At 45.4% G+C, this 15,325-nt stretch carries 11 protein-coding genes and 1 tRNA gene; 4 read left to right on the top strand and 8 right to left on the bottom strand.

Features of this window, described 5'->3' with window-relative positions; translation table 11 throughout:
• Positions 1 to 117 precede the first annotated feature (117 nt).
• A tRNA-Lys gene (locus tag RT064_RS08785) sits at positions 118 to 193 on the top strand.
• Between the two features lie 244 nt (positions 194 to 437).
• Here the strand turns inward: RT064_RS08785 and RT064_RS08780 are convergent.
• The 5 genes from RT064_RS08780 to RT064_RS08760 form a co-directional block, all read right to left on the bottom strand.
• Positions 438 to 716 (bottom strand): glycine zipper domain-containing protein, encoded by a 279-nt coding sequence (locus RT064_RS08780; protein WP_128679898.1) that lies wholly within the window; start codon positions 714 to 716, stop codon positions 438 to 440.
• A 211-nt stretch (positions 717 to 927) separates the two neighbouring features.
• Entirely contained in the window at positions 928 to 2,949 is a 2,022-nt protein-coding gene (gene ligA, locus RT064_RS08775; RefSeq protein WP_313062892.1) for an NAD-dependent DNA ligase LigA, read from the bottom strand.
• Positions 2,950 to 3,104: 155 nt separating this feature from the next.
• Positions 3,105 to 4,052, bottom strand: a complete 948-nt coding sequence (locus tag RT064_RS08770; RefSeq protein ID WP_313062889.1) for a cell division protein ZipA C-terminal FtsZ-binding domain-containing protein — start codon at positions 4,050 to 4,052, stop codon at positions 3,105 to 3,107.
• Positions 4,053 to 4,210: 158 nt separating this feature from the next.
• Complete coding sequence (gene smc, locus RT064_RS08765; RefSeq protein ID WP_313062887.1) at positions 4,211 to 7,858, bottom strand: chromosome segregation protein SMC; 3,648 nt, start codon at positions 7,856 to 7,858, stop codon at positions 4,211 to 4,213.
• A gap of 231 nt (positions 7,859 to 8,089) precedes the next feature.
• The gene (locus RT064_RS08760) at positions 8,090 to 8,269 is read right to left on the bottom strand and encodes a hypothetical protein (RefSeq protein ID WP_062331398.1); all 180 of its coding nucleotides are present in this window, start codon (positions 8,267 to 8,269) and stop codon (positions 8,090 to 8,092) included.
• Between the two features lie 367 nt (positions 8,270 to 8,636).
• On the opposite strand from RT064_RS08760, the gene hemF reads away from it, so the two are divergent.
• Positions 8,637 to 9,632 (top strand): oxygen-dependent coproporphyrinogen oxidase, encoded by a 996-nt coding sequence (hemF, locus tag RT064_RS08755; protein ID WP_204156755.1) that lies wholly within the window; start codon positions 8,637 to 8,639, stop codon positions 9,630 to 9,632.
• Positions 9,633 to 9,699: 67 nt separating this feature from the next.
• On the opposite strand, the gene gloA is transcribed toward hemF, so the two are convergent.
• From gloA to RT064_RS08740, 3 genes are all read right to left on the bottom strand, one after another.
• Complete coding sequence (gene gloA / locus RT064_RS08750; RefSeq protein ID WP_313062884.1) at positions 9,700 to 10,194, bottom strand: lactoylglutathione lyase; 495 nt, start codon at positions 10,192 to 10,194, stop codon at positions 9,700 to 9,702.
• 237 nt (positions 10,195 to 10,431) lie between these two features.
• Positions 10,432 to 11,073: a carbonic anhydrase gene (locus tag RT064_RS08745; RefSeq protein WP_204155794.1), complete on the bottom strand. Its 642-nt coding sequence runs from the start codon at positions 11,071 to 11,073 to the stop codon at positions 10,432 to 10,434.
• Between the two features lie 122 nt (positions 11,074 to 11,195).
• Entirely contained in the window at positions 11,196 to 12,827 is a 1,632-nt protein-coding gene (locus tag RT064_RS08740) for a DUF2252 domain-containing protein (RefSeq protein WP_313062880.1), read from the bottom strand.
• Between the two features lie 376 nt (positions 12,828 to 13,203).
• Between RT064_RS08740 and potA the strand changes: the two genes are divergently transcribed.
• Both potA and potB read left to right on the top strand, forming a co-directional pair.
• Positions 13,204 to 14,391, top strand: coding sequence for a spermidine/putrescine ABC transporter ATP-binding protein PotA (potA, locus tag RT064_RS08735; protein ID WP_409519556.1), 1,188 nt, complete (start codon positions 13,204 to 13,206; stop codon positions 14,389 to 14,391).
• A 55-nt stretch (positions 14,392 to 14,446) separates the two neighbouring features.
• Positions 14,447 to 15,316, top strand: coding sequence for a spermidine/putrescine ABC transporter permease PotB (gene potB / locus RT064_RS08730; protein ID WP_313062896.1), 870 nt, complete (start codon positions 14,447 to 14,449; stop codon positions 15,314 to 15,316).
• The last annotated feature ends 9 nt before the right edge of the window (positions 15,317 to 15,325 follow it).

Genomic DNA, 15,325 nt, shown 5'->3' with positions numbered 1-15,325 from the left:
AGCAGTGGACTTTTAATCCATTGGTCCCGCGTTCGAGTCGCGGACGATCCACCATTTATATTAGAACTTTTTATATTATAAAAGTTTTAATTATTAAAGAATTAGCAAAGCTTCTCAGGATCGTTAGCTCAGTTGGTAGAGCAGTGGACTTTTAATCCATTGGTCCCGCGTTCGAGTCGCGGACGATCCACCATATCCAAAGCCCTTATCGAATTGATAAGGGCTTTTTTTATACGCTTGATTTTTAGCGCTATGATTTAGGCTAGTAGCTTAGGTTAGACAAATAAAAATTAACGGCTCTACTTCAACGTATCTTTGATTGTATCAAATAACTGGCTTAACGTTTAGCAAAGAAAAAAGCCAAACCTTTAATGGTTTGGCTTTTGACAGCATCAATGTCGGATGCTGTCGAGATAGGCTATGACTTTTAGTATAGCTTATTTTTGGTACGGGTAGTTAGGTGATGTACTTAATACATAGCCTGTTGCACCACCTGCGGCTGCACCGATTGCTGCGGCTTTACCGATGTCGCTACGGTCGCCATCTGATTTTGCTAATGCACCTAATGCTGCACCCGCTACCGCGCCTTGCATCGCCGCGCGAGAGGAGCCTTGGGTAGTGACGCGGTTGCCATAGGCATCAGTGGTTGCACAAGCTGTCAATGCCGTTGAACCAACAAGTGTTGCAAGTACCGCAAGTGTTTTAAGTGATTTCATACTTTTCTCCAGTAGGGTTTCCATTTGCCAAAATATCAGGTATTTTTAGCAACTTACGGAAGTTATATTAGCGTAAATTTTTCACCCTATTGTTATGAATAAAGACTGATTTATACGTGTTTTGTAAGTAACCTTGCTATAGTTTGGGCAACAAATAGCTTACTCAAGGTTGCGTTAATTTTTTCTACATTACTAGGATACTATGCATGAATTAGGCATGATAACTGTTTAATAAATCGGTAAATTGCGCTTCAGTCACCACTTTTACCCCCAGTTTTTCGGCATTGACAAGTTTACTACCCGCTTTTTCGCCTGCGAGCAGTGCGGTGGTCTTGGCAGAAACGCTGCCTGAGACTTTTGCCCCTAATGCTTGTAGTTTGGCTTTGGCTTCATCACGTCCCATGCCTTCAAGGGTGCCTGTAATGACCCAACTTTGACCTTTAAGCGGCTGATTCCCTTCAGGCACTTGGCTGACAGGCTGCCAATGAATACCGGCTTGTAATAGTCGATTAATGACTTCGATATTGTGCTCGGCACGAAAAAACTCAAAAATCGAGTCTGCGGTTTTTTCACCGACATCGGGGGTTTTTTGTAAGGCTTCAATACTCGCTGCCATGAGCGGTTGCAAGTCGCCAAATTGCATGGCTAAATTCATCGCCGTACTCTCGCCTACCCCACCAATACCCAAGGCAAAGATAAACCGCGGTAGGGTCGTATCTTTACTTTTTTCAATGGCAGCCAGCATATTTTCGACAGATTTTTCCCCCAATTTTTCAAGGTTAATAAGCGCATCGCGGTGATTGTTAAGCGCATAAATATCTGCGACATTTTTAACAATACCTTGCTCAAAAAAGTTAATCAACCAGCGTTCACCGAGCCCATCGATATCCATCGCTTTACGACTGACAAAGTGAATCAGTGCTTCTTGTTGCTGGGCTGGACAAAATAACCCCCCGGTGCATCGTGCCAGCGCTTCGCCTTCTGGCATGATAACGGGTGAATCACACACCGGGCAATGCGTCGGCAGACTCACTACTGGGGCATTGGCAGGGCGCTCGTCCGTCCAAACGCGCGTAACTTTGGGAATGACATCACCGGCACGGTGTACGCTGACCATGTCCCCTGCTCGGATATCTAAACGCTGAATTTCACCGATATTATGCAGGGTCACATTGCTGACAGTGACGCCACCGACATTGACAGGTTCAAGCTTGCCCACGGGCGTCAACTGACCTGTGCGCCCCACTTGCCATTCAATCGTATTTAGGCGGGTCATGACAGTTTCGGCAGGGAATTTATAGGCAGTTGCCCAGCGCGGCTCACGGCTTAAAGTGCCCAGTTGCTCTTGCAAGGCTAAACTATTGACCTTAATCACCGTGCCATCAATTTCAAAGGGTAAGCGACTGCGCTGTTCAATCACCGATTGGTAATACGCTTGTAGCTGCGCGGCTGTTTGCACGATTTTGATATCGCTGATGCTAAAGCCCAACGCTTGTAACCAAAAAAGCGCATCGGATTGGGTGGTAATCTCAGCGGGTAAGCCTTGATTGACGGAATAGGCATAAAACGCCAGCGGACGATTTTTGGCGATATTGGGGTCAAGCTGGCGCAAACTTCCTGCAGCGGCATTACGCGGATTGGCAAAGATTTTCTCCCCTTTTGCCTGCGCATCTCGGTTGAGCTTGGCAAACCCCGCTTTGGGCATGAGTACTTCACCGCGCACTTCTAGTCGTGGTATATCAATCGGCAACTGCAGGGGTAGATTTCGAATAGTACGCACGTTTTGGGTAATATCTTCGCCTGTTTGACCATCGCCGCGCGTGACCGCTTGGGTCAACTGCCCGTTTTGGTACAACAGTGAAACCGCAAGCCCATCAAGTTTGAGCTCGACTTCATATTCAGGGTTTTGCTGATGATCCGCCAAACGGTCATTAACCCGTCGCATAAAGTTCTGTAGATCGTCAAAGGTAAATAAATTACCCAGTGACAGCATGGGTATTTGGTGGGTGACTTGGGTAAAAAACGGCAACGGCTTGTCGCCTACTTGGTTGGTAGGGCTATCGCTTTGTACCAATTCAGGATACGCAGTTTCTAATGCCACCAGTTCTTGGCGAAGTTGGTCGTATTCGCTATCTTCTAACAGCGGATTATCTAGGACGTAATAAGCGTGGTTATGTTGTTTTAGCTGTGCAATGAGTTTGCGCATTTGCGCAGTAATGGCGGCTGTGTTCATAATGATTATGATTTAAAAAAGATAACAGATATTTTACAACAAAGTGAGGGTTTACTTGGTCAATTTTTTCAGTCATCAGGTCAGTCAACACAATAAAACTTTTAACCATAAAAAAAGGCACTCACGAGGAGTACCTTGTTTCATTTTAATAAAATCTATCGACCAAAATTAATGGCAAGCTCGCGCATGGCTTGGGTGTTTTCTTTGTTAATCGGCTCGCCTGTGTCGTCATATACCGTGGCATTTAGGTCATTGGCAAGCAATCCTGCGATACTCATCATGCTATCAAAGCCTTGAACAGGGCGTGGATGCGGTAGTGATAAAAATAATACCAAACCTTTCATGGTTTGCGTCGGTAGTCGATTGAGATCGAAAGGTGAAATACCCTCATTATCAATCATCATCAGACTAAACCACAATAAGCCTGTACCGTCTTTGTTTTCGTAGCGATGGAACATATTCATCGCACCAAACTTCAAGCCATACTTGTCGATCAGCTCTAACAAATAATCGCCTTTAATGTCGACAAACTGCTGATTAGGAAAAATACTGATGTTGATATTTTGAATCGCGTTGTTGAGTGGGCTGTTTTGTTCTTCGTCAATTTGCGCTTGGATATGGGTGTCCAAAATTGGGCTGTTATCGGTAAAGCTGTCATTTTTTAGCTGATTTTCATCGAAAGTATGCACAACAGGGGTGATAGTCTCTGTGGCATTGGCAAGCATGCTAAAAGCGTCGTTTTCGTTTTCCACAAATGTATGGGTTTCTGCCAGTAATTTGTCGTTGGCAGATTTAGTGACATTGGCATTGGCAAAACCGCCATTGGCTGGATAGTTGTCTAGGTGCAACTCGGTATCGTCCGCGCTTAGCTTTACTTCGCCTTTGGGATTGTCAGGTGTGATTTCTGCTTTAAACAGCTGGCTTTCTTGCGGCTCAGGGCGCTGATGGCGTGGAATAATAGGTAGACCATCTTTGTCATGTTCAATCGCGTCAGTCGCTAATACATCTTGGTTTTTTTGACGAATGGATTTTAGTAGCGTGTAAATACCCCAAACGATAGCAACAACCGCAAGAATGATAAGAATAAGCTGAGTGATAGACATAAACAACGACCTTTGAGAAAGACGATAACGACCCTGTTTGTAGTGTAAAAATTTTTACATCGGTATTTTTGCCGTTATACTATCATGACTTCATAAAATCAGCTAGAAAAAACCATGACAAGGCTTGACTTTTTGCGTATTTGACAGGTGAAAATCGCTTATGCCAAATAAGCTTCCACCTCAGTCATATCCACACTGACCAGCTTGGACACCCCCGCCGTTGGCATGGTCACACCTTTGAGCTCATCGGCAATTTGCATGGCAAGTTTGTTATGACTGATAAAAACAAACTGTACGTCTTTGGCAAGCTGCTCAATTAAGCGGGTAAAGCGCGCGACATTGGCATCATCGAGCGGCGCATCGACTTCATCGAGCACACAAAATGGCGCAGGCTGCTGTTTAAAAATAGCAAAGATTAAACTTAGCGCCGTTAAGGTTTTCTCACCGCCCGATAACAGGGCTAGCCGGCTGTTCTTTTTGCCTTTCGGCTGCGCCATAAGCTCTAGCCCTGACTGCCAGCCTTTGCTGCTGCCATCTTTGTCATGGGTATGGTCTGATAACACCAGCTGCGCTTGCCCGCCACCGAACACTTGGGTAAATAGCTTGTTAAGTTCGATATTGACTTGGGTCAACATATCCATAAAAAGCTGTTTAGTCTGACTGTCAATCTGCTGGATAGCAAGTTGCAATTTTTCAATGCTTGCGGTCAAATCCGAGATTTGCTCAGCAAGGGGCGCCAAGCGGCTGTTCACTTCGCTGAGCTCTGCCACCGCGGCATGATTGACTGCCCCAAGATTAAGCACCTGTGATGCTAACTGATCGAGTTGTCGTTGTAGTTGCTCGCGTTTGCTGCTACCCAGTAACTCAATGTCGTCAGTTTTTGGTACGGCGATTTTGCGACTAGTCAATTGCTCACCAATCAATGCCACGTTTTGTTTTGCTAGTGCCAATGCGGTGTCGGTGGTGTGATATTGCTGTTGTAGTTGGCTCAACTGCTGCTGAGACTCTTGCACACCCAATTGCCCTTGATGTAGCTCGGTTTCCATGGTTTTCAAGGTCATTGTCAATTGCGTAACGCTGTCATTGACGGTTTGTAGTTGCGTCGAGTCCACTGTGAGTTGCTGTTGTAGCTGTGGCAAGCGTGCCTGCTGCTCGCTAATTTTATGACTCAGCAATTGCTGCTCACGGGTGTATCTTGCTTGGTCTTGCCCAGCTTTGGCAAGTTGCTGCTCACTTGCGGTGATTTGCAATTGTCCGGTTGCCAGTGTTTGGGTGATGCGATTTTGTTGTTGTTCTAGCTCGCGCTGCTGACTGGCAAACTGATTTAAGCGTTCATCAAGTGACTGGCGCTCGCTGATTTGCTGCTGTAATTGCGGTTGTAAATGCGAAAGTGTGTTGCTTAGCTCATAAACCCGCTGTTGCTCTTGCTGCAACTTGTCCGCAAAACCTAGCCCCTCTTGTTGTAGACGCTCGCTGTCACTGTCGAGGCGTTTTTTATCTTGCGTAAGTTTATCGAGTGCGGATTGATAGTGATACTGCTGTTGTAGTTTTTGTTGCTGGCATTGCTGTTGTTGCTGGGTTAGGCTTAGCAGTTGATTACGCGCGGTTCGGTCTTGGGCTTGCCATTCTTGCAGACTAACCTTCGCTTGTTGCAAGCGATCGGCTAGACGCTGCAGTTGCGGTTGTTGCTGCGCTAAGTGTTCATCGAGCTCTTCAATACGGGCTTCATTCATCAACTGCTGGCTAAAACTGATAACCTGCTGACCCTCAGCTTGCAACAAATGGCTTAGGTTAATTAGCAGCTGCTGATTACAGAGTATCAGCTGTTGCGCTGAGGTCTGCACCAGTAACCAATCGCCCGTTGGTAAGTTATCGAGTAACCCTTTATCCTGCACATCTGCCCAGTCAAGTGGCGTCGCACTGATCCAAACCTGCTGAAAAATAGCCAGATTGGGCGCCGCAATCAAAGCAGACAGTGGCAAACAACCTTCTATTAGATGACTGTTCGCTGTGGGATTTTTCGAGGTGTGATATAAAGCTGATTGATTATCAATAAACACCGCATGGTCATGGATGATTTGGGCAAAATCTTGGTCAGCTGCGATAGACCATTTGGCAAATACCGTAACTAGGGTATCAAAAATATTGGCATACCCCTTACCTGTTTCGGTCAATTGCAGTTGACTGATAAGTTTTGGCAAACTGTTAGTGTGTTCTTGATTGGGTGACTGGTGGATAACTTGGGCAAGGGCAGTTTCTTGTTGTGCTAGCAAATTTTGTAGTGTCGCGTGCTCGGTTTGCCACGCTTGGTACTGCTGCTCAGCTTGGCGATGCTGACGGGTTAAGCTGTCAACTTCATCAGCTTGGTCAGCGATAGATTCTTGACGGGCGATGATATTGGCTTCAAGACGTTCAATCTCATCACTGAGTTTCGTCATTTGCGTGTCTAGCTCGTTATTCTCAAACGCTGCAAATTGCTGATCAAATGTGGCGTTAGCAGTCTGCCATGCCAATACGGCTTTTTCATGTTCGCTTTGGCGTTGTTGTTGGCGCTGTTGTTGGCTGGCATGGTGTTTGAGGGCATTTTCACTGACGGCAAGATTTTTTTCTACGTCTTGCTTTTGCTTATTTAATGCCACTAAATTTTTCGCAATTTGCTCACGCTGCTGTTTGCAATCATCTTGTTCATCACGCAATTGCTGCAACTGTGCGGTGAGCTGTTCAAGCTGGTCGGGTAAGCCTTCAATACGCATTTGCGCTTGCTGTTTTTGTGCTTGCAACTCTTGCTGATACGCTGCAAAACGACCCAGCTCAACATTGAGGACATTCAGGCGTTGTTGGTCATTGGCAAGGGTTTGTTCAGCTTGTTTCAGTAGACTTTGCGTTTCATGCTGCTGCTGCCAATAATCCTTAGCAAGATTTTGCTGGTTTTGTAAAGTGTGCTGTTGCTCAGTCAGAGCCTGCTGGGCAAGTTGCTGCTGCTCGATTAATCCTTCAATCAATACTTGCTGGGCATCCACCCGCTCACGCATCGCTTGAAAATCTGCCGTCAGTGTTTGCTGTTTTTGCCATGCCTGCCCATAGTCATCAATGAGTAGCTGCTCACTGATTGCTTGCTGCGCTTGTTGCCATTGCTGGGCTTGTTGTGCCGTTTTGGCTTGTTTTTCTAGGCGTTTTTGTTGGCTGGTCAGTTCGCTGACCATATCATGCAGCCGCGCCAAATTATCGCTTGCGGTATCGAGCTGTTTTTGGGTGTCATCACGCCGGCTTTGGTAGCGCGACACGCCCGACGCCTCTTCGATAAACTCTCGTAGCTGCAACGCATTGGCATCAATGATACGCCCTATCATACCCTGCTCAATCACCGCATACGAGCGCGCGCCAAGACCTGTGCCCAAAAAAATATCGACCACATCGCGGCGACGAACTTTGGTGCCATTGATAAAGTAATCGGATTTGCCTTCTTTATTGATTTGCCGACGTACCGATAATTCTTGATACAGATTGAGCGCGTGGTGGATGCCGCTGCTACCATCTTCGCCGCGGGTATGTTCAAACACCAATTCTACGCTTGCCAAGCTTTTGGCGGACTTGTCTTGCGTGCCTGCAAAGATGACATCACTCATCGCGCCGCCGCGGAGCTGCTTAGCGGAGGATTCGCCCAGCACCCAGCGGATGGCATCAATCACATTGGATTTGCCGCAGCCGTTGGGCCCGACAATCGCGGTGATGGTTTTGGGAAAATGAAACGTTGTAGGGTTGGCAAAGGATTTAAAGCCTGCCAGTTTGAGCTGTTTTAACCGCATGTTGCTAAAGTTTAGGTATCAAAAAAAGGCGCTTATTTTAGCAAAATTTTAGCGATTATTCATTAAATCTATGCCGACTTGATCTATGCTGAATTGGTACACAGAAATCAGGCTAAACCTGCTAAAGCCTTAAGTTGATAAATCTGCCCTGGCATAAAAAAAGCATAAAAAAAAGTATAAAAAAACCGCTAAGTGGATTAGCGGTTTTATCAATTAGGCTATTGGTTAATATTATTTTGCCGGTGACGCAGTAGCAGTCGCTGTATTCGCCGTTGCAGTCGCTGTATTGGCAGGTACAGAAGCGGTTGTGGTGGTCGTTGTTGTCGTGGTGGTTTCAGTTTTGGCTTCTTCTTTTTTGCCACAACCCACAAGGCTGATGACCGTCACTAATGCGATTAGTAATTTATTCATAGTTTTCTCCAAAAACGGTTAATGTAATCATCCATCTGATAACTTGATAGTCTGATAACTATATGATCCCAATAACTATATCACTAAATCAATTAGTATCACTAGATTAATCAGTTTATAAAATCTCAACTTAATTTTATCAATCATGTTATCAAGACGTCATGGCATTTTATGAGTTTTCTGACCGTTTGGATAGCGGCTGTGACGATTTTTTTAAGGGTTTTATGTAAATATTTATGCATATCATCAGTCAATACGCCCAATACGCTAAATTTTACCCACGCGATTATGTGTTACAATGATTATTAAAAATCAACCACTAAAATTTAATCGCTAAAAATTTTTAAAAGAACTATTGCTTATGTCTATGCTGCTCTCCTCACCCAATGTTCAAGCCGTTCGTGCTTATTTACTTGATTTACAAGACCGTATTTGCCAAGCGCTAGAACACCAAGAAGCCACTGGCGGCTTTAATCTATATGCCGAAGGTGCCAGCAATGCCAAATTTGTCGCTGATGTTTGGGAAAGACCCACTGAGCAAGGCACCCATCAAAATTTGGGCGGTGGTCGCTCCAATGTACTTCAAGGCGGCAAGGTGATTGAAAAAGGCGGGGTGATGTTTAGCCACATTGTTATCAACCATCTGCCAGCCACTGCCACCGCTCGCCACCCTGAACTTGCCGGTCGCCAAGCACAAGCACTCGGTGTCTCGCTGGTGATTCATCCGACCAATCCCAACGTGCCAACCAGTCATGCCAACGTGCGCATGTTTATCGCGGAAAAAGAAGGCTACGAGCCGATTTGGTGGTTTGGTGGTGGCTTTGATTTGACACCGTTTTATCCCGTGATGGAAGACTGCGTGCATTGGCACCAAGTATGTCATGATTTGTGCGCGCCGTTTGGGGCAGACGTTTATCCCAAGTTTAAGACGTGGTGCGATGAGTATTTTTATTTAAAGCATCGTAACGAACAACGCGGCATCGGCGGCTTGTTTTATGATGATTTGAATACGCTTAGCATGGGTTGGGATTTTGATAAATGCTTTGCGTTTATGCAGGCGGTAGGCGACGGCTATCTTGAAGGTATTATCCCGATTTTTGAGAAACGCAAACACACGCGCTATACCGAGCCGCAGCGTAATTTTCAGCTATATCGCCGTGGTCGCTATGTCGAATACAATCTGGTGTATGACCGCGGCACCTTGTTTGGCTTACAATCAAACGGGCGCATTGAGTCAATTTTGGTCAGTCTGCCGCCGCTCACCGGCTGGGAATATCGTTATGAGCCTCTCGCAGGAACGCCTGAATTTGAACTCACGGATTTTTATCTAAAACCCAGAGATTGGCTGAACCTCAAGGCTTAACAAAACACAATCTTAATAAAACACAATAAAAAAGGGCAATCACAGTTGCCCTTTTTTTAATGGGCGATTAACCCATTAAGTTTGGTTGTACGATTTCTATCCAGTAGCCATCAGGATCCAAGATGAAGGCAATATCTTTCATCGCACCTTCTTCAGGGCGTTTTTTGAAGGTGACTTGATGTTGCTCAAACCAAGCAACCGCTTCTTGCATATTTGGCACAGCAAAACAAATATGCCCGAATCCTTGTGGTTCGCTGTTGCCACTGTGATAGTGAAACTCTGCATCAGACTCAGTGCCATAATTATGGGTCAATTCTAGCACCCCTGGCTGACTAAAGGTAAATGCGGCTAAAGCGGCAGTATCGGTCGGCAAATTTGCCACCTGTTCATCGGTGAGCTTTGCCAAAAAATATAAATCAAATTCCGCTTGTGGATAGCGTTTGGTTTGTAATAGTGTCATGCCTAACACATCTTGATAAAAAGCCAAAGACACTTGCGGGTCTTTCACCCTAAGCATGGTGTGATTAAAGATAAACCCATTGGTAGCGGACAAGTTTGACATAGTGATCCTTATTGTAATATGCCTCTAAAAGAAAAAACCTTACCTTAAAAGAAAAGGACGTTAACTAAGATTCATTAATAGCGACAGTTTGCCAAAAATTCAATACTGTTTAATTTTAATTAACTTTTGGGTAAAAATATAGCCCTCATTTCTCATAACATCATGGCTAATAACATTACGCTTAGGTAAGTTGCTCAATTCGCTATTTACTATTCACTATTCGCTATTCAATACTCGCTACTCAATAAATGTCACTTTACCGGTGTCCAAATCATACACCGCCCCAACAATAATTAAGCTACCATTATTAACCGCATCTTCAAGAATACGAGAGCCGTGTTTGAGCTGGGTGACTGACATACGCACGTTGGCTTTAATACCCCGATTAATCAACTCTTGCGCGTCAATGTCTTGTCCATTGGCGGTATAGATTTCATGCAAGTTGTAAACACTGGGACGAATCCGGTCAACAATCGAACGTAAATTGGGGGAAAACTGCTGATCAGGATTGATCAGTGTCTCCACACAAGCCGTCACCGCGCCGCAATGGGAATGACCCAACACCACGACTAACTTGGTACCGAATTTTTCAGCGGCAAACTCAACCGAGCCAATCTGAGAGGGCGCTACTACGTTACCTGCTACACGAATGACGAATAAATCACCCAACCCTTGATCAAAGACAATCTCAGCCGGCACGCGCGCATCAGAACACCCCAAAATAATCGCAAACGGTTCATGCACATGGGTGAGCGCATTAGACGCTAGCAAGGTTGATTGGGGGTTTTGCACATTCTCTACGAATCGTGCGTTGCCTTGTTTGAGCATCTCGAGCGCTTGCTCGGCAGTTTCGGGACGCGGTAAGTGACTGTTTGACATTTGGTTTTCTCCTTTCACTCAGATACAATAACGAACTGTATGATGATATAAAACGCGATATTTTTTATCATTTTAACTTTTTTAAAACATCAAGATGACTTTCTAAAATAACTTCCTAGCTACTATAATACCTCATCGCCTGCCACAGCAATATGCCCATCGGCTATTTGGTTCATAAATTGCGCATAATCTTGGGCATTGCGAGCCGCAGTTTGTTCGGCATACGCTTGTATAACAGAGATGATTTCACTACCGTTGCCCAGATAGCCCATAAGCGTATCAGCATTGCCTGCTTTGGTATGCGCATGCGCCAAGGCATGGCCACAGCTTTCGATATATTCGTAAAAATGGGCAGTCGTCATGCTCTCAAGAGACGCCGAATACTTCATGTCCCGCAGCTGCCTGACATAAAAATCCATCTCAAAGTTATCGAGCGATGCATAGCCCAAGAAAATATCACTCGATGCCTGCATCAATTGTTGCCCCTCCACCACGCGCTTGCCTTGATGGCTAAATTGTTTAGCGAGTAAGGGTGTCAAGATAGACGCTTTGGCTTGCTTCATTTGCAATATCAGCGGCTCATGGTCGGCATCTTGGAATAATGCCACCGCACACACAGTACCGACACTCCCCACCCCAACCACTTTGAGCGCCACATCGGTAAAATCATAGCGGTCAAACAACACTTGTCTATCTGACTTTAGGGTATCTCGATAAGCGTCAAAAAAAGCCTCGGTACGGCTAAAAAAAGGCTGTCCTCGGCGTGGTGGTCGCTGCAACTCACCATCCGTTTTAAACGCGCGTAATCCTGTGACAGTATCACGCTCAGTCAATTTTGGCAGCATTTTTACCGCATCATTTTTTTTGGCTTTTTCAAAATCGGCATGACGGCGTTTACGAACAGTCACGTCTTCGGTATTTGCCAATATTTTATGGGTGTCGATTTTTTCATACCACACTTGTAGCGGTGACAAGCTGCGATGCGCTTCTAATCCATCAAGGTAACTGGTCAGCAGTTTTTCTATCGCCTTATAGCCCACCGATTCTACATACTTAAAACTTTGACTGGCGATTAAAATACTGGCGACCAGTCGCTGCAAATCCCATTCAAATGGTGCAACGATGGTTTCATCAAAATCATTAATGCCAAATAATAAATTGCGTTCAGGACTGGCATAACCGCCAAAATTACTGACATGACAATCGCCGCAAATCTGCTGAAATAGCCCAGAATGTTGCCCCTGCCATGCTTGGTCAAACAGCATCAAAGCGGGCATCCCGCGAAAAAAAGTAAACGGCGATACACTCATGCGCTTGGCTCGTATAGGCAGCAGTTCTGATAAGCGTCCTTGATTCGACCAGTGATAAAGACTGAGCGCGTCGATGGCAGTCGGACGTTGGCTGATGGCAGCCAAGGTTTTTAATGGGTACGCCTTACGCTGCTGTTTGCCAAGCGCAATACTATCCGCTTGGGTTAGTAGCTTGCCTTGGTAGCGATGGCGCGTCAAATCCACACACTGAGCATGCTGTAAGGATTTAGGTAAAGCAATAGCGATGGGCAGCGCGGCTGTTGCGTGTGTTGCTGTTTTTTTGGTGGCTGTTTCTTTAGCGGCTGGTTTTTCTGCGGGTATTTTTTTAGCCATGGTTTGAGAAGCCGTATTGTTTGCACCTGTTTGACTGGTTGTTGTTTGGGCATTTGTTGTTTGAGTGGCTGTTTGAGTCGTTGGGTCTTGAGGCTTTTTTTTGCTAGGCATGGCGTGTCTCTTAAATGTTCAATCGGTAAATATTCAATCGGTCACTGGCTAAATTATCATCATATCAAAGTCGTTCAAGCTTGCTATTTTAATGGCTTTGGTAAAAAGTTGCGTTGCTTATTTGTGCCAAATCAATCCCTTATTATCTACTAAAATTAGCCACTAATTAGCCACTAAAATTTTATGAACAGCGGGTAAATTTTCAGTAACATTTTTTAATTTTAGCCGTTATACTGAACGCAACTTTTAACTGTATTTTCACAGGTGAAACTATCGAAAAACTCTGTATTTATGTTGTCATGCTGATTGCGCACTGACCCGAGCATAAATATGCCATTTTAGCCCGCTATTTTAGCCTTGCCGTGAGATTGTGCCTATGTCTGCATCAACGTCCGCATCAACGCCACAAACCACCCTAAACGCACCATCAGCTATGCCTGATAGCGTCCAGCCGACCAACCAAAAACCTGTACTACTGCAAATCCGTCATTTATCCAAATCTTATGGCGATACCCAAATTTTGCAAAATATTAATCTAGATATCTATGATGGGGAGTTTTTGACGCTGCTTGGGCCTTCTGGCTGTGGCAAAACTACTCTACTACGCTTGATTGGCGGATTTGAGCTGCCCAATGCCGGTAGTTTGCAGTTAGAAGGGGTTGATATTGCAGGCTTACCTGCGGAAAAACGTCCGATTAATACGGTGTTTCAGCAGTATGCCCTGTTTCCGCACATGAATGTGTACGACAATATCGCCTATGGACTAAAACTTAAAGGCGTACCCAAAACCGAAATCGACCAGCGGGTGCGTGAAGCGTTGGCAATGGTGCAACTTGACCACACCATCAATCGTCGTCCGCAAGATTTGTCGGGGGGTCAGCAGCAGCGTATCGCCATCGCCCGTGCCGTGGTTAATCGCCCAAAAATGCTGCTACTTGATGAACCTCTATCAGCGCTCGATGCCAAACTACGTGAGCAAATGCAATCAGAACTCAAACGCTTGCAGCGTGAACTGGGTATTACCTTTGTGTTTGTGACTCATGACCAACAAGAAGCCTTGTCGATGTCTGACCGGATTGCCGTCATGAAAAACGGCGTATTCCAGCAAATTGATACGCCCATTGGTATCTATGAATCGCCTGCCAATTTATTTACCGCAAGCTTTATTGGCGAAACCAATTTGTTTAAAGGTAAAGTGCTAGAGGTCAACCCAGCCACCATCAAAGTGGAAGTGGTGGAGCAAAATGACGGCTTTCACCCGATTCGTGAATTGCCCCGTCCAAAATTTGACGTGCAAGTCGGTCAAAATGTCAACTTACTGCTGCGTCCTGAAGATATCCGCGTGTACTACACCCATGAAGGTCATGAAGGCTTAATCGGCAACGTGGTAGACAGTGCTTATAAAGGCAGTACCCTAGATTCTGTGATTCAATTAAAAAACGGTAATATCGTCAAAACGTCAGAGTATTTTAACGAAGACGATCCAAATTTTAACTATAAACTGGGTCAAGAAGTGCGTATTGACTGGGTCGATGGTTGGGAGTGGATTTTGCCAGATGAATAATACTACTTCACCTTCGACCTCTAGCGTTTCGGTTGCTACCGCGCCTGCCCCTGTTATGACAAAGCAAGGCGGGCGCGGCTTTCAGCGTGCGACCCTGTTTGTGATTTGGGCATGGTTGATTATTTTTGCCCTGATTCCCAATATCTTGGTGATTGCTGCCAGTTTTTTGACCCGTGATGAAGATAAGTTTTTAACACTGCCGGTCACTCTCGACAACTATATTCGATTGATTGACCCGCTTTATTTAAAAGTGTTTTTACATTCGCTGTCGATGGCAGGGATGACGACGATTATCTGTTTGCTGCTCGGTTATCCATTTGCCTACTTGGTCAGTAAAGCCGATAAAAAATGGCAGTCATTATTGATGTTATTGCTAGTGATTCCGTTTTGGACCAACTCATTGGTGCGTCTGTATGCGGTGAAACTCATTATGGCGGCCAATGGTCTACTCAGCACCTTTCTGATTAACCTTGGGCTTATCAACGAGCCACTGCAAATTTTATATACCCAAAAAGCGGTGATTGGGGGCTTGGTATATTTGCTATTTCCGTTTATGGTACTGCCCCTGTATGCGGTATTTGTGGATTTGCGTGACGATTATATTTTGGCATCCAAAGATTTGGGCGCTAACAAGCTACAGACCTTTTGGCACGTGATTTTGCCGCTGACTACACCAGGGATTATTTCAGGGGTATTGCTGGTACTGTTGCCTGCCATGGGCATGTTTTATGTGGCGGATATCTTGGGTGGTTCGCGCAACTTGCTGGTGGGTAATATCATCAAATCGCAGTTTTTGGATGCCCGTGACTGGCCGTTTGGCGCCGCGGCGTCCGTGCTATTGACGCTTGCCATGGCATTGCTGATTATGGCATATCGAGCCAGTAGCAAACGGATTGGCAAAACTGACTACAACGAAGTGGCATAAGGGGGACGC

It is taken from the genome of Moraxella sp. CTOTU49097, assembly GCF_032064105.1.
Classification (GTDB): Bacteria; Pseudomonadota; Gammaproteobacteria; order Pseudomonadales; family Moraxellaceae; genus Faucicola; species Faucicola osloensis_B.
The sequence above is the reverse complement of the archived record's forward strand: the minus strand, read 5'-3'. Positions and strand labels throughout refer to the sequence as shown.